Genomic DNA, 16,517 nt, shown 5'->3' on the forward strand with positions numbered 1-16,517 from the left:
TGCGGGAGCACCCGGTCGGTGCTCCCGCGGCCGGTACGCCGGGTCAGGCGCGCCGGTGTGAGCGGTACTTCTCCGAGATGCGGGCCATCAGCTCGCTCGCCGATGTGTCGGCGGAAGCCGTGGCGCCGGAGCCCTCCTGCTCCACGTCACCGGCCGGGTCCTCGGCCGGTTCGGCGGACGGGAGGGCGAGTTGCTGTGCCAGGAACGGCACGAGATCGTCGAGGTTCGGGTGGGTGAAGGCCAGGGTGGTGGGGAGCTTCAGCTCCAGGGCGTCCGACAGCCGCGCCCGGAACTCCACGGCCATCAGCGAGTCCATGCCGAGGGAGGCGAAGCCCTGGTGCCGGCCGACCGGCTGCCGGGAGCCGAGAACCCGGCGCAGCATCAGCTCGACCCGTTCCGCCAGCAGGGCATGGGGGTCGCGGACGGCGGCCAGCTCGGCGCGCAGCGACGGCGACCCGTCCGCGGCGCCACTCGCCGCACCCGTGCGCCCGGCACCGACCGGGGTGGCCGGGGACCCTGCGGCCGGACCGGCGAGCCGGTCCAGATACCCCTCCGGCAGGGTGTCGCCGAGCAGGGAGCGGAAGGCCGCCCAGTCGGCCGGTACGACGGCGACACCCGCGGTGGCCGGGGCGGCGCGGGCCAGCCGGACCGCGACACGGGCTCCGCTGTCCGCCGGGATCGGCCGCAGTCCGGTCTTCTCATGGTCGGCGGAGTCCCGGGCGGCCATGCCGACCTCGGCCCAGGGACCCCAGTTGACCGCGAGACCCGGCAGACCGTCGGCACGGCGGCGCGCCATCAGCACGTCCAGGAAGGCATTGGCGGCACCGTATCCGCCCGTCCCCAGAGTGGGGACGAGGGCGGCGACGGAGGAGAAGGCGACGAAGAAGTCCAACGGCACCTTCCGGTCCCGGATCACCCGGTCCAGCTCACCCGCACCCACCACCTTCGGCCCGAACACCCGCCCGAACCGCTCCCCCGACTGCGCCCCCAACACCCCGTCGTCCAACACACCCGCCGCATGCACCACACCCCGCAACGGAGCCACCGCACACACCCGATCCACCAGACGCCCCACCTCACCCGGCACCGACACATCAGCAACCACCAGATGCACCCGCGCCCCCAACGCCTCCATCTCCCCAACCGCGGCCCTCACCCCAGCCGACGGCTCCCCCGCACCCCGACCCGCCAACACCACATGACCCGCACCCTCCGCCGCCAACCGGCGCGCCACAACCAACCCCAGACCACCCAGACCACCCGTGACCAGATAGGCCGACCCCGACGACAACCGCACGGCCGGCTTCGCCGCTGGGGAGTCGGGAACGAGGTGGGCAGCCGGGGTCAGTTCCGGGCGCAGCCGCCGCGCGCCTCGTACCGCGCTGTACGGCAGTTCCGTACGCAGCAACCGCTCCAACGGCGTCGCCCCGTCACCGTCCACCACCACACACCGCAGCTCCGGATGCTCGGCATGCACCGTCCGCACCAGACCCCACAACGCACCCTGCGCCGGATCAGGCCGCTCCAGCCCCCGCACCACCTGACCCAGACGCGTCACCACATACAACCGCGGCGGCACCGCACACGCCGCCAACCGCTGCACCAACCCCAGCAACCCCACCGACAACGACAACGCACGCGACGCGTCATCAGCACCCGCCGACAGTCCCCCATCCATCACCACGTCGCCCGCGGAAGCCACGAACACCACGTGCTCCGCCTCCGCCACATCCCCCACCAACGACACACCCGGCCCCAGATCCACCAAACCGGAACCACCGAAACCACCGGACCCACCGGACCCGTCGACCACGCACCACCGCCCCGAAAGCCCAGGACCCACAACCTCCCCAGCCACCTCCGACCACTCAACCCCCACCAACCACTCCACCCACTCCGCAGGAGCACCGGCTGCGGTGGAGCGAACCGGCGCGGTCGGCCGGGACTCCTCGCTGAACCAGTGGCGTTCGTGCTGGAACGGGTAGGTCGGGAGGGCGACACGGCGTCCTGCCGGGCGGCGGCCCTGGTGGAAGGCCGCCCAGTCGACAGGGACGCCGTGGACATGGAGCGTGGCCAGGCTCCCCAGAAGTTCGCTGCTGTCACGGCCGGGGCGCAGGCTGGGCAGCCAGAGCGCGTCGGCGTCGGGCAGAGCGCCACGCCCCAGCCCGAGCAGCACGGGCCTGGGCCCGATCTCCACGAAGGCGCGGGCCCCCGAGGCGCGCAGGGCGCGCAGCCCGTCCGCGAAGCGGACCGGGGCCAGGGCGTGCCGCGCCCAGTAGCCGGGGTCGCGCAGTTCCTCCGCGCCCACGGGTCCGCCGGTGACGTTGGAGATCACGGGGATGCGGGGCGCACTGAACCGGACGGAGCGGGCCGCCGCGGTCAGGGGCGCGGTGACGGGCTCCATGAGCGGCGAGTGGAAGGCGTGCGAGACGCGCAGATCGCGCCCGGTGACACCGTGCCGGCCGAGTTCGGCGACCGCCTCGCGCACCTGCGCCTCGTCGCCCGAGACCACCACGTCCTCGGGGCCGTTGACGGCGGCCACGGACACCAGCGGATGGCGCCGTACGACGTCCTCGACCAGGTCGGGCCGGCCGCGCAGCGCGACCATCACTCCGCCGGCCGGGAGCTCCTGCATCAGCCGGGCGCGTTCGGCGACCAGGCGCAGGCCGTCGGCGAGGGAGAACACCCCGGCGACGCAGGCGGCGGTGTACTCGCCGACGCTGTGCCCGAGCACGGCCACGGGTTCGATCCCCCACGACCGCCACAGCCTGGCCAGGGCGTACTCCACGGCGAACAGCGCGGGTTGGGTGAAGCGCGTGTTCCGTAGCTCCTCGGCGGCCGTGTCCGCGTTTGCCGGGTCCGGGTACAGCAGGGTGGTGAGCGGGCGGCCCAGGATCGGGTCCAGGATCCGCGCGCACTCGTCGAGGGACCGGCGGAACACCGGCTGCGTCTCGTAGAGTTCCCGTCCCATGTCCGGGTACTGGGAGCCCTGGCCGGTGAACAGGAACGCGACCTCGGGGACCGAGCGCGCGCCCCGGACCTGTCCGTCGAAGGTGCCGGGGCCGCCGTCGGTGAGCCCGCGGACCAGTTCGGCGGCGGAGTCGGCGACGACCGCCCGACGGTGTTCGAGATGGCTGCGCCCGGTGCCGGCGGTGAGACAGACGTCGGCGAGGGACGCCCCGCCCGCGCCGTCGGCCACGAACGCGGCCGTCCGCGCCGCCGCCTCGTCGAGCGCCGCCGGGGTCGCGCCCGAGACGGTGAGGACGTGGGCGGTCCCGTCGGCGGAGGGCTCCGCGTCCGTCACGGCCGTGTCCTCGGGGCCCGGACCCTCCAGAACCACATGGCAGTTGGTGCCGCTGAAGCCGAACGAGCTGACTCCGGCCAGGCGGCGCTCCTCGTGCCAGGGCTCCAGGGCGGTGGGCACCTTCAGGGGCAGTGCGTCCCAGTCGATCAGCGGGCTGGGGTGGTCGAGGTGCAGCGTGGGCGGGAGGGCACCGGCGCGCAGCGCGAGGACGGCCTTGATGACACCCGCGACACCGGCGGCCGCCTCCAGGTGCCCCAGGTTCGACTTGACCGAGCCGATCGCGAGGGGCCGGGTCCGGCCGGCGAAGACCGCGCCGAGCGCGGCGGCCTCGATGGGGTCGCCGAGCGCCGTACCGGTGCCGTGCGCCTCGACATAACCGATCTCGTGCGGCTCGGCGCCCGCGTCCCGCAGCGCCTGCCAGATGACGTCCTGCTGCGAGGGGCCGTGCGGCACGGTCAGACCGCTGCGGTGCCCGTCCTGGTTGGTGGCGCTGCCCCGGATGACGGCGAGCACGCGGTCGCCGTCCCGCCGGGCGTCGGCGAGCCGTTTGAGGACGATCATTCCGCAGCCCTCGGCGCGTACGTATCCGTCGGCGGCGGCGTCGAAGGGCTTGCAGCGGCCGTCCGGGGCCATCATGCGCGCCTTGGAGAGGCTGATCGTCTCGTGCGGGGTGACGATCTGGTTGACCCCTCCGGCCAGCGCCACGTCACAGGCTCCGGAGCGGAGGTTCATGACGGCCAGGTGCAGCGAGACCAGGGAGGACGAGCATGCGGTGTCGACGGAGAGGGAGGGGCCGGTCAGTCCGAGGAAGTACGACAGCCGTCCGCTGGCCGTGCTGGTGGTGCTGCCGGAGCTGAAGTAGCCGTCCAGGGCGTCGGCGCCCTGGGCCACCATCGCCTCGCGGTAGTCGACGTTGCTGATGCCGACGAAGACCCCGGTGCGGGCGGGCAGGCTCTTCACGGGCATGCCCGCGTCCTCGAACGCCTCCCACGACACCTCCATCAGCAGCCGCTGCTGGGGGTCGACGCTGGCCGCCTCGCGGGCGGAGATACCGAACAGCGCGGCGTCGAAGCCGGTCAGGTCGTCCAGGAAGCCGCCGTGCCGGGTGGACATCCGGCCGGGCGCGTCCGGGTCGGGGTCGTAGTAGGCGTCCACGTCCCAGCGGTCGGCGGGCACCTCGGTGATCGCGTCACGGCCCTCGGCCAGCAGCCGCCAGTACGCCTCGGGGCTCCCGGCGCCCGGGAAGCGGCACCCCATGCCCACGATCGCGACCGGCTCCCGGCCCCCCGCGCCGGAGCGGGCCCGGGCGACCTCCTGCTCCAGTTCCTCGATCCGTGCCAGGGCCCCCTTCAGCAGGGCCTCGTAGCGGTCGTTCTTCTCACGCATGGTCGAAGTTCCCGATCCCCAGCTTCTTGGCCAGCAGTTCCGCCACGTCGTCGGCCCCCGAGCCGTCGGTGTCCCGGGGCTCCTCGGCCGCGCCCGCGGTGTCGTCGTCCGTGGTCGCGTCCGAGTCGTCGTCGAGGTCCTCGTCGAGGCCGAGGACCTCGCCGAGGTGCCCGGTCAGGGACGACAGCGTCGGGTGGTCGAAGACGACGGTCTGGCTCAGCCGGCAGCCCAGCACGGTCCCCAGCCGGTTGCGCAGTTCGATGGAGCCCAGTGAGTCCAGGCCGAGCGAGAACAGGCCCACGTTCGGCTCCAGTCCGGTGTCCGAGCCCAGGGCGTGCACCACCTGCTCCCACACCGTGTCGGCGAGCAGCCGGTGGCGTCGCCGCGGGTGCTCGGCCGCCAGCCGGTCCTGGAACGTGGCGGACCCGGCGGGGGCGGCGCCCGTCGCGGGGTCCGGCCGGAACCCGGACAGGAAGGGGACGGGGCCGATCTGGTGCTCCAGGAACCGGGGCCAGTCGATGGGCAGGACGGCGACCGCACCGCCCTCGGGACGGGCCCCGAGCAGTGCGCCCAGCGCCTCCACGCCCTGGCGGAGCGGGATGACGCCCTCTCCCATCCGCTCCAGCTTCTCGTCGAGGCCCAGCCGGGCGCTCATGCCCGCCCCGGCCCAGGAGCCCCACTGCACGGCCAGGGCCGGCAGTCCGAGGCCCCGGCGGTAGGAGGCGAGGCCGTCCGTATAGGCGTTGGCGGCGGCGTAGTTGGCCTGGCCGGGCGCGCCGAGCGCGGAGGACACCGACGAGAACAGCACGAAGAGGTCCAGGGGCAGGTCGCGGGTCAGCCGGTGCAGCAGCCAGGCCCCGTTCGCCTTGGGTCCGTGCACCCGGGCGAACCGCTGCGCGGTCTGCTCGCCGATCACGCCGTCGTCGAGGGCGCCCGCGAGGTGCAGCACCCCGCGCAGCGGAGGCAGTTCGGGATCGTCGGCGATCCGCCGCAGACAGTCCGTCAGCGCGGCCTCGTCCCCGACGTCGACGGCGGCGGTGTCCACGCGGGTGCCGGCGGCCCGTAGCTCGTCGATCACCTCCTCGGCGTCCGGGCCGGGCGCGCCCCGCCCGGCCAGCACCAGATGGCGGGCGCCCTGCTCGTGCAGCAGCCGCGCGGTCTGCAGGCCGAGTCCGCCGAGTCCGCCGGTGATCAGATAGGTGGCGTCCGGGGAGACGGCCGGGGCGTCGGTGGTCGGGGGGGTCGTCCGGGTGAGCCGGGCCAGGTGCCGGGTGCCGTCGCGGTGGCCGATCTGGTTCTCGTCGGAGCCCCCGGCGGCCAGGGCCAGTTCGGCGGCGAGCGCCGTGGCCTGCGCGGCGAGGGGGCGCGCCGGGTCCAGGTCGATCTGCACCGGTCGTAGATCCATCTGTTCGAGCCCGACCACCCGGCCGAGGCCCCACAGGGCCGTCTGGGCCGGGTCGGTCACCTCGTGGCCCGCCACGGCCTGCGCGCCCCGGGTCACCACGCACAGCCGGGGTGTGTTCTCGCCCCGCCCGGCCAGGGCCTGGACGAGGTGCACCAGCCGTACGCCGTGCCGGAGTGCCGCGTCCGCGTGGGCCGTGGGCCCGGTGCCGTCGTCCGCGCTCCCGGGCTGTTCGGCGGGCCAGGCGGCCACGACCAGGTCGCAGCGTCCGTCGGCGCCGGCGAGCGCGTGGCCGAGCAGGCGCCCGACGTCCTCGGGTCCGTCGGCGCCGGAGGGGTCGAGGGTGCGGACCGTGACGCCGTGGGTCCGGGCGGCCGCGGTCAGCGCCGGGGCGAGCGGCCCCTCGGACAGGACGAGCCAGTGCCCGCCGCGGCCCCCGGGCGCCGGTACGGCGGCGGGCTCCGGTGTCCACGAGGTCCGGTAGAGCCAGTCGCGCCAGGCGGCCCCGGGGCGGCCCAGCATGGCCTGCCGCTGGGCCCGCTTGAGCAGGACGCCCTCCATGGTGAGGACGACCCGGCCCTCGCCGTCGTAGAGGTCCACGTCGCCGTGCAGGGTCTCGGGGTCGTCGCTGTCCGCGGGCCGCAGCCGGGCGTGGCACCACGCCGTGGTGCCCACCCGCTCGTGGAACAGCATGCGTTCCACACCGACCGGCACATACGTCCGGCGCCCGTACTTCTCCGGGTAGGTGACCGTCAGCGCCAGGAAGCACGCTTCGAGCAGCACCGGATGGATCCGGTGGAGCGGCGCCTCGTCGGTCAGCTCGCTCGGCAGGGCGATCCGGGACAGACAGGTCGCGTCCTTGCGCCACAGGCGTTCGGTGGCCCAGAACAGCGGTCCGAGGTCGATCTCGCGTTCCCGTTCGCCCTGGTAGATCTCCTCGACCGGGACCTCCCCGGTGAAGCGGGCGGTCAGATCCGCCAGGGGTTCGGCCGGGGCGGTCCGCGCCTGCCTCGGTCCCGGCGCGAGCCGTCCCGAGATGTGCGTGGTCCAGGGCTCGGTGCCGGCCGCCCCGACGGGCCGGGAGTGGACACGGAGCGCGTACGCGTTCCCCGACTGCCCGCCCTCCGGTTTCAGGACGGTCTGCATGTCCCGGTCGACGCCCTCGTCGGGGAAGGTCATGGCCCGGTGGATGAAGAAGTCCCGCAGTTCGACGCCCTCGGTGCCGAAGGCCTCCTGGCCGGCGGCGAACGCCGTCGCCAGATAGGCCACTCCGGGCATCACCACCGTCTGGAACACCCGGTGGTCCCCCAGCCAGCGCAGATCCCGTACGCCCACCACGGACGCGAAGCGGACGTCGTCGCTGTCGGCCAGCTCCAGCCGCCGCCCGATCAGCGGTGCGGTCCCGGCCCGCGCGGCGGGCGGGGCGGCGGCCCCGGCCGGGGCGTCGATCCAGTGCCGCCGCCGCTGCCACGGGTAGGTGGGCAGGGCGACACGCCGGTGCCGCCCCGGCGCCCGGAGCCGCCGCAGGTCGACCGGACGTCCGGCCTCCCACAGGGCACCGGCCGCCGTCAGCAGCTGACGCTGCTCGCCGCCCCGGCGCAGGCTCGGCACCAGCCGGGCGGGAAACCGGTCGGCGACCTGCTCGTTCACGAACGGCAGCAGCGTGGGGCGGGGGGAGATCTCCAGGAAGACGTCCGCGCCGGACGCCGCCATGGCCGCCGCGCCGTCGGCGAACCGTACCGGCCGCATGATGTGCTCGACCCAGTACTCGGCGCGCGCCAGTTCCTCACCGGCCGGCTCGCCGGTGACGTTGGAGACGACCGGAACACGGGGCGGGGCGTACCGGACGGACGCGGCGACCTCGGCGAACCGCTCCAGCACGGGCCGCATCAGCGGTGAGTGGAAGGCGTGCGACACCGTCAGTTCACGGTGGCGGAGGCCGCGTTCGTCCAGGGCGGCGACGATCTCCGCGACGGCGGCCCCGGCGCCGGACAGGACGGTGGAGCGGGCCCCGTTGACCGCCGCGATCGAGACCGTGTCCCGATACGGCGCGATGAGCCGGTCCACCTCGTCCTCGGGCGCGGCCACGGACACCATGCGGCCGCCGACGGGCAGCGCACCCATCAGCCGGCCGCGCTCGGTGACCAGGGTCAGCGCGTCCTGGAGGGAGAACACCCCGGCGCGGCAGGCCGCGACGTACTCGCCGAGGCTGTGGCCGATGACCACGTCGGGCCGTACGCCCCAGGACTCCCACAGCTCCGCGAGGGCGAACTCGAAGGCGAACAGGGCCGGTTGGGCGTACTCGGTGGAGTCGACCGGAGAGTCCTCGCCCTCGGCGGGGAACAGCACCTCGAGCAGCGGCCGGGGCAGCCGCCCGGCCAGCAGCTCGGCGCAGCGGTCGAGAGCGGCCCGGAAGACGGGCTGGGTGCCGTACAGCTCGCGTCCCATGCCCGCGTACTGCGATCCCTGGCCGCTGAACACGAACGCGGTCCGGCCGCCCGGCGGGAGGGCCGCCCGGCCGGGCTGAGCCTCGGCGCCGAGCGCGTCGGCGGCCTCCTCGGCGCTCGCCGCGACGACCGCGAGCCGGTGCTCGAACGCCCGGCGGCCGGTCGCCGCGGTGAAGCACACGTCGGCGAACGGGAGTCGGGGCTGTTCCTTGAGGTGGCGGGTGTAGCGGTCCGCCAGCTCCCGCAGCGCCTCGGGCGTGCGCGCGCTGAGGGTGAGCAGCTGGGCGCCCTCGGGCGCGGGGCGAGCGCCGGACCCGGCGACGGGGCCTTCCTCCAGCACCACATGGCAGTTGGTGCCGCCCATGCCGAAGGAGCTGACCCCGGCCCGGCGCGGGGTCTCCCCCTCGGGCCAGGCGGTGGTGGCCGTGTTGACGTGGAACGGCCCGGAGGCGAAGTCGATACGCGGGTTCGGCTCGGTGAAGTGCAGGCTGGGCGGCAGGGTCCGGTGCTCCAGGGCGAGCGCGGTCTTGATCAGCCCGGCGATGCCGGCCGCCTCGTCCAGATGCCCGATGTTGGTCTTCACCGACCCGATGGCGCAGGAGCCCGCGACGACGGGCCGCTCGGTGCCTGCCCGGAACGCCTCGGTGAGCGCGGCGATCTCGATGGGGTCGCCCATCGCGGTGCCCGTGCCGTGCGCCTCGACATAGCCGATGGTCGCGGAGTCGACACCGGCGTCGTCCAGGGCGTCCCCGACGACCTCGGCCTGCCGCTCGACGCTCGGCGCGGTGAAGCCCACCTTGTCCGCGCCGTCGTTGTTGACCGCGGAGCCCTTGATGACCGCGACGATCCGGTCGCCGTCGGCGAGGGCGTCGTCGAGCCGCTTGAGCACCACGAGGCCGCAGCCGTTGCCGAAGAGCGTGCCCTCCGCCCGGGCGTCGAAGGCCCGGCAGTGCCCGTCGCGCGAGCGGATCATGCCCTCTTCGTGGAGGTAGCCGCCCTTCTGCGGTACGACGATCGAGACGCCGCCGGCCAGCGCCATGTCGCTCTCGCCGGACCTCAGGCTGCGGCAGGCGAGGTGCACCGCGACCAGGGAGGTGGAGCAGGCGGTCTGCACGTTCACGCTCGGGCCGCGCAGGCCCAGCTTGTACGAGGCGCGGGTGGGCAGGTAGTTGCGGTCGTTGCCGAGCTTCAGCTGGAACTGGATCATGTCGGCCTCGATGAACGGGCCGCCGTGCGGATACCCGAAGTGCGGGGCGAGGTTGTTCACCAGATACGTGCTCATGCCGGACCCGGCGAAGACGCCGACCGGCCCCAGCTCCTCGCCCGGCGCGTATCCGGCGTTCTCGAAGGCCTCCCACGCGCACTCAAGGAAGACGCGCTGCTGGGGGTCGACGGTGGCGGCGTCCTTGGCGGTGATGTCGAAGAACGCCGCGTCGAACAGGTCGATGTCCGGCAGCACCGCGCCGGCCGGCACATAGTCGGGGTGGTCGAACAGCCGCCGGTCGGCCTGGTCCAGTTCCTCCGGGCCGAACCGGGTGACGGACTCGATGCCGTCGCGCAGGTTCTCCCAGAAGGTCTCCGTGTCTCCGGCGCCGGGGAAGCGGCCCGCCATGCCGATGATCGCGATGTCGGCCCCGGCCGCGCCCGCGCCCGTACGGCGGGGGCGGCGACGCCCGGTTGTGGGGGCCGCCACGTCGTCGAGGCGGGCGGCGAGCGCCCGTACGGTGGGGTGGCGGAACAGATCGACGACCGGGAGGGCCCGGCCCAGCAGCTCGGTCAGCCGGCGCTGGACCGTGACCAGGTGCAGTGAGGTGCCGCCGATGTCGAAGAAGTTGTCGTGGACGCCGACGGCGTCCAGCCCGAGCACGTCCCGCCACACCTCGGCCAGCAGGCGTTCGGTGTCCGTGTCGGCCCCCACCGGCGCGGTGTCGGAGAGCCGCTCGAACACGGCGGGCGGGGTGAGCCTGCGGCGGTCCGTCTTGCCGCTGGCGGTCAGCGGCATCGCGTCCAGTACGTCGTAGGCGTCGGGCACCATGGGGCCCGGCAGCCGGTCCGCGAGATGGTCGCGCAGCCGCCGGGCGGCGCCGTCGCGGGCCGCCCCGGGCCGCAGCACCAGGTGGGCGACGAGCCGCTGGTGGCCGTGCACGTCATGGGCGAGTACGACGGCCTCGGCGACGTCCGGGTGGGCGGCGAGGGCCGCCTCCACCTCGCCGGGCTCGATGCGGACGCCCCGGATCTTGACCTGGTCGTCCATGCGCCCGAGGTGCTCGACGGTGCCGTCGGGCAGGGCGCGGGCGAGGTCGCCGGTGCGGTACAGGGCGCCGTCCCCGAACGGGTTGGCCACGAACCGCTCGGCCGTCAGGTCCGGCCGGCCGAGATAGCCGCCCGCCACACCCGCGCCGGCGATGCACAGCTCACCCTCGGTGCCGTCGGGCACGGGCCGCAGGTCCCCGTCGAGGACGTACACCTGGACGTTGTCGAGGGGCAGCCCGATGGGCGCGGTCGCGGGCCAGGCGGCGGGATCGCCGGTGAGGGTGCAGGTGGTGGCGTCCTGGAACTCCGTCGCGCCGTAGTGGTTGTGCAGCAGCGCCCCGGTGCGGCCGAACAGCTTCCGCAGCGCGGGGGTGATGCGCAGCCGCTCCCCCGTGGTGATCACCTCGCGGAGCGCCGGGAGCGCGGGCCTGTCCAGGGCGGCCTCGGCGAGCTGGGTCAGCACGGTGACCGGCGCGAAGAGCCGCTCGACGCGCTGCTCGGCGAGGAAGTCGGCGAGCGCGAAGGAGTTGCGGCGCACGTCCTCGTCGGCGAGGACCAGCGTGCCGCCGAAGCAGAGCGTGGAGAAGATCTCGTGGAAGGAGAAGTCGAAGCTGACCGCGCACAGCTGGGCGGTCCTCGACCGGCAGCTCCCGGGGCGGCTGCGGTCGTGCCAGGTGAGCATGTTGACCAGGGAGCGGTGGGTCATCGCGACGCCCTTGGGGCGTCCCGTCGATCCCGAGGTGAAGATGACGTAGGCGGGCGTGTCGGGTCGGCCGCGCCGGGCGGCCGCGTTCCGCTCGTCGCCGTCCGGTCGTACCCCGTCCGCGAGGACGCCCCCCTCGTCCGGGACCGCGACGCGGACCGTGTCCGCCGGGAAGGCGCGGGAGCCGTCGGTGACGGCGACACGAATGCCGGCCTGCTCCATGATGTGCCGTACCCGTTCGTCCGGGTCCGCGGCGTCCAGCGGGACATAGGCGGCGCCCGCCTTGAGGATGCCGAGCATCGCGGCGAGGAGTTCCGGTCCCCGCTCCAGGCACAGGGCCACGGGTTCACCGGCGCCCGTCCCGAGGTCGCGCAGGCGCCCGGCGACGCGGTCGGCCATCGCGTCGAGTTCGCCGTAGGTGGTCTGCCGTGCGCCGTGGACGACCGCGACGGCCTCGCTGCCACCGGCGTGGCGGGCGTCCACGGCCGGCTCGCCGCGTGCCACCCGCTCGAACAGCTCGTGCACCGTGGTGTCCGGGACGGCGGCGACGGCTCCGAGCCACGCACCGGACGGCTTCCCCGCGTTCGGTCCCCGCCTGTCGCGCGCGTCGCTCATCGCCTGGCTCCCCCGGATGCAATCAGCAATCAAAGGCTGTTGGACGAATGGTATGGAAGTCCGGCGGCTGGGCAGTATCAATTGCTCGGGCCACAGGACGATTTGGACAGTCTCGGCTGTGCCGCATGAAGCGGAGTCGACGCCAGACTAGGCATCCAAGGGGCCTTCTGCGCAAGGGCCTTCGGGAACTAAAGATCCACAGTCGCCCAACTTCCGCTTGCCCGTCGTGCCGTCTGGATGATCGGCACCCTCACGGGTTACTGTCCATCACGGGATCTTGTTCTGCTGATCACTTGGGGGCATGCTGGTCCACGGGTAGGCTTCCGGCGCTCGGCTCGGTACTGGTGTTGTCGGTTCGGCGCCGGTACCGTCCTGCTCCGTTCGGTGATACTTGGCCGAAATAGTCTGGGGGGAAGCGCCGTTGCGCCGTCGGCGGAGCGCTTCATTCGCCATTTGTTAAACACCAATTTCTTGCCTGCCCGGCAGCTTACGACCACGGCTGCCAGGACAACACTCCACTGCGGGGAGACAGGGGACAGTGATGGTGAACGTTCGTACCGTGGGTGTGATCGGGGCCGGGGTGATGGGGCGGGGCGTCACCGTCGCGCTCCGCCAGGCCGGTTACCGGGTGATCCTGGTCGACCGCACCGAGGAAGTCCTGGAGCGCACCCGCACCCAACTCCGCGACGACGTACGGCTCTACGCGATGCTTGCCCCCGAATCGGCCCTCACCTTCGACGAGTTGGCCGACCAGACCGTTTTCACGACGAAGATCGAGGACCTGGCCGAGGCTGATCTGGTCGTCGAGAACGCCACGGAGCGCTGGTCGGTGAAGCAACCGATCTACGAACGGCTCGGCGAGATCCTGCGCCCGGACGTCGTCGTCGCGGTCAACACCTCGGCCATCTCGATCACACGGCTGGGCGCTCTGACCGGCCGGCCCGAGAACGTGATCGGCATGCATTTCATGAACCCGGTCCCGCTGAAGCCCACGGTTGAGGTGATCCGGGCCTTCCACACCTCCGCATCCACGGTGGACACCGCACGCGAGTTCCTGTCCTCGATGGGCAAGAAGAGCATCGTGGTGAACGACAGCCCGGGGTTCGTGACCAACCGGGTCATGATGCTGACCGTCAACGAGGCCGCGTATCTGGTGCACGAGGGCGTCGCGTCGGCCGCCGACACGGACCGGCTGTTCGTGGAGTGCTTCGGCCACACCATGGGGCCGCTGGAGACCGCCGATCTGATCGGCCTCGACACCGTGCTGCTCTCCATCGAGGTGCTGTACGACGAGTTCAAGGACAGCAAGTACCGCCCCTGCCCGCTGCTGACCAAGCTGGTGGACGCCGGCCTGCACGGCCGTAAGAGCGGACAGGGATTCTTCAGCTACCAGGCCGCGAAGCGCGGCTGAAGGGGAGGACGGGGCACCATGGCCGACAGCGCCGGTAACAAGGAAGCCATTCGCGAGTTCATTCTCGACAACATCTCGGAGTCGACCGTCGGCGACGACGAGGACATCTTCGAGCGCGGTCTTGTGCGTTCGATGTTCGTGATGCAGTTGGTGCTCTTCGTCGAGCAGGAGTTCGGCGTTTCCATCACCGGTGAGGATCTGCAGTTCGACAATTTCCGGACGATCGACCGGATCGACGAGCTGGTGTCCCGAAAACTGGCCACCGTCTGAAAATCGGTGCCTGAAGGAGTCGACAACGGGAAGGGCCCTTCGATGCCTACCGTACATGTGCGCCTTTCACACGGGGTTCCGGAATCCCTCGCCCCCGAGCTGATGAAACGGATCTTCTTCGTGTCCAGCTCGATCGCGGAATTCGAGCTGACTCGTGAAGCGGGATCCGTGACAGGCGTCGAACTCACCCTGTATTCCACCGCGGGCGCGGATTCCGCGGAGGTCGCGGCAAAGGTGAACCGCGTGGTGGCCGAGCAGATCCTGCCCCAGCGCCCGCTGGCACCCCGGGTCGTCTGGGAGTCCCCGGTGCAGCGGGACACGTTCGCCGACACGTTCCCGGAGCTGGTGGAGCAGGGCACCGTGGTGGTCTCCGGGGAGGGCCAGGTCGGCTTCGGCGAGCCGCTGATCTCTCTCTTCGCCTGGCTGGACAAGCGGCTGCGGGCCATCGCGCTGAGCCTTGAGTCGGCCCGTGAGTACCAGTATCCGACGCTGCTGCCGACGAGCGTGCTGGACCGGTTCGGCTACTTCGGCTCCTTCCCGCAGTTCCCGATGTTCGTCACCCGGCTCCACAACGACCTGGACGTCTACCAGTCCTTCGTCGAGCGCTACACCGTCGAACAGCGCCTGCCGGACGACCTGTTCGAGCACTGCTCCGACCACACCTACTGCCTGCCGCCGACGATGTGCTACCACAGCTTCCACCAGTTCCAGGGGCGGCGGATCGACGGCGACATGGTCGTCACGGCGCGCGGCAAGGCGTTCCGCTACGAGTCCCGCTACCACACCAGCCTGGAGCGGCTGTGGGACTTCACCATCCGGGAGTTCGTCTTCATGGGCTCCCCGGAGTTCGCCGCGGAGTGCCGCACCAGCGTGATGCAGCAGGCGTTCTCGTTGATGGAGGAGCTGGACCTGGCGGGCCGGTGCGAGGTCGCGAGCGACCACTTCTTCACCAACGCCGACACCGCGGGCAAGATCCTCTCCCAGCGCATGATGGAGCTGAAGTTCGAGCTGCTCCTGCCGGTCTCCGCCGACCGGTCGATCGCCGTGGGTTCGTTCAATCTGCACGGCAACTTCTTCGGGGACTCCTTCGGCATCACGGGCCCGGGCGGCGGCTCGATAGCCAGCGGATGTGTGGGGTTCGGCCTGGAGCGGCTGGTCCACGCGTTCCTCAGTCAGCACGGCAGCGATCCGGCACGCTGGCCCGACGCGGTCACACGGGAGATGTGAGGTGGACACGGTGCTGTACGGACTTTCGCCGCAGCAGCGGGAGGACCGGGCGTCCTTCGCGGCTTTCGTCGACGACCACCTCGTACCCGAGGCGGACCGCTGGGACCGGGAGCAGAGACTCACGGACTCGATCGTCGAACTCCTCGGCAAGTCCCGCCTCCTGGTGCCGACGCTGCCGACGGAGGCGGGCGGCAGCGGCATGGACGTGGAGACCTACGGCCTGCTCAGCGAGGAACTCGGCCGGGGCTGCGGCAACATCCGCAACCTCGTGGCCGTGCAGGGCATGGTCGCGCACGCGATCCTGAAGTGGGGCACCAGGGAGCAGGCCGACCGCTGGGTGCCGCGCATCGGCACCGGGGAGACGGTCGGCGCCTTCGCCCTGACCGAGCCCGAGGCCGGCAGCGACGCGCGCAACGGGTCGATGACCGCCGAGCGCACCGGGGCGGGATTCGTCCTGAACGGCCGCAAGAAATGGATGAGTTTCGGGCAGCGTGCCGGGATCTTCCTGGTCTTCGCCCGGCTGGAGAGTGAGCCGGCGGCCTTCGTGGTGGAGCGCGGCACGGACGGCTTCCGCACCGAGCCGATCTCCGGCCTGCTCGGCCTGCGCGCCTCCGAGCTGGCGGAGCTGACCTTCGACGGCTGTGTCGTGCCGGAGTCGCATCTGATCAGCCGCGGCCGGCTCACCTTCGATCTGCTCGCCACCGGCTCCCTCGACTACGGCCGCTACAGCACGGCCTACGGCTCGGTGGGCCTCGCCCAGGCGTGTCTCACCGCGAGCCTGGAGTACACCCGTGAGCGCACCCAGTTCGGCGTGCCGCTCCGGGACCACCAGCTGGTGCGCCGGATGCTCACGGACATGATCTCCTCGGTCGAGGCGGCGCGGCTGCTGTGCCGCCAGGCCGGCGTCCTGCGGGCCCGCAACCACAAGGACGCGATCCGCCAGACCCTGATCGCGAAGTACGTCGCCTCCCGCGCCGGCTTCGCCGCCGCCAACGACGCCGTCCAGCTGCACGGCGCCAACGGCATCGGGCCGGACTTCCCGGTGCAGCGGCATCTGCGGGACGCCAAGGTGCAGGAGATCATCGAGGGCACCAGCCAGATCCAGCAGCTGCAGATCGCCGAGATGACTCTCTAGGGGGTGTCGTCAAACTCCCGCCTGCCCCGCGATGTCATGCACGCTCCTCCACGCTCGGCTTCGCTCGCGCGGGCCGTGCCCCCACCGCCGCACCGGGCGAAACCCCACGTACCTCCAGAACGAGGGCTTCCGCCCGGCACTCCCCCGAACTCTTCGAACAGGGGGCACCCCCAGAGCACGCACCTGACGCCGCAGGGCCGCCCTCCGGGCGACGACGCGAGTTGGACGACAGACCCTAGGCCTCACGCGCTCCAAGGCCCCGTCGGCACGGTGCTTTCTAGGGGTCGTCGCAACACGTGGTCGTGTTGATCAGGCCGCGAGCAGTTTATGCAGGCGCTCGGCTGGGGTTTCCCAGCCGAGCGTT

Annotated in this window: 6 protein-coding genes; 4 read left to right on the top strand and 2 right to left on the bottom strand. The window is 72.3% G+C overall.

The window, feature by feature from the left end; all coding sequences use genetic code 11:
* Positions 1-43 precede the first annotated feature (43 nt).
* Positions 44-4,690 (bottom strand): SDR family NAD(P)-dependent oxidoreductase, encoded by a 4,647-nt coding sequence (locus tag ACFY2Z_RS16805; protein WP_390744902.1) that lies wholly within the window; start codon positions 4,688-4,690, stop codon positions 44-46.
* Positions 4,683-12,110 carry an amino acid adenylation domain-containing protein gene (locus tag ACFY2Z_RS16810; RefSeq protein ID WP_390744903.1) on the bottom strand — a complete coding sequence of 2,476 codons (7,428 nt, stop codon included), beginning with the start codon at positions 12,108-12,110 and terminating at the stop codon, positions 4,683-4,685. The genes ACFY2Z_RS16805 and ACFY2Z_RS16810 overlap by 8 nt, the downstream gene beginning before the upstream one ends.
* A gap of 541 nt (positions 12,111-12,651) precedes the next feature.
* Here ACFY2Z_RS16810 and ACFY2Z_RS16815 point away from each other — a divergent pair.
* The 4 genes from ACFY2Z_RS16815 to ACFY2Z_RS16830 all read left to right on the top strand — a co-directional run bounded on the left by ACFY2Z_RS16815 (position 12,652) and on the right by ACFY2Z_RS16830 (position 16,153).
* Positions 12,652-13,521 (top strand): 3-hydroxyacyl-CoA dehydrogenase family protein, encoded by an 870-nt coding sequence (locus ACFY2Z_RS16815; protein ID WP_390744904.1) that lies wholly within the window; start codon positions 12,652-12,654, stop codon positions 13,519-13,521.
* A gap of 18 nt (positions 13,522-13,539) precedes the next feature.
* Positions 13,540-13,791, top strand: coding sequence for an acyl carrier protein (locus ACFY2Z_RS16820; RefSeq protein ID WP_365170968.1), 252 nt, complete (start codon positions 13,540-13,542; stop codon positions 13,789-13,791).
* Between the two features lie 120 nt (positions 13,792-13,911).
* Positions 13,912-15,018: a hypothetical protein gene (locus tag ACFY2Z_RS16825; protein WP_390744905.1), complete on the top strand. Its 1,107-nt coding sequence runs from the start codon at positions 13,912-13,914 to the stop codon at positions 15,016-15,018.
* A gap of 1 nt (position 15,019) precedes the next feature.
* Complete coding sequence (locus ACFY2Z_RS16830; RefSeq protein WP_390744906.1) at positions 15,020-16,153, top strand: acyl-CoA dehydrogenase family protein; 1,134 nt, start codon at positions 15,020-15,022, stop codon at positions 16,151-16,153.
* The last annotated feature ends 364 nt before the right edge of the window (positions 16,154-16,517 follow it).

The sequence above is a fragment of the Streptomyces sp. NPDC001222 genome, assembly GCF_042896945.1.
Taxonomy (GTDB): domain Bacteria; phylum Actinomycetota; class Actinomycetes; order Streptomycetales; family Streptomycetaceae; genus Streptomyces; species Streptomyces gibsoniae.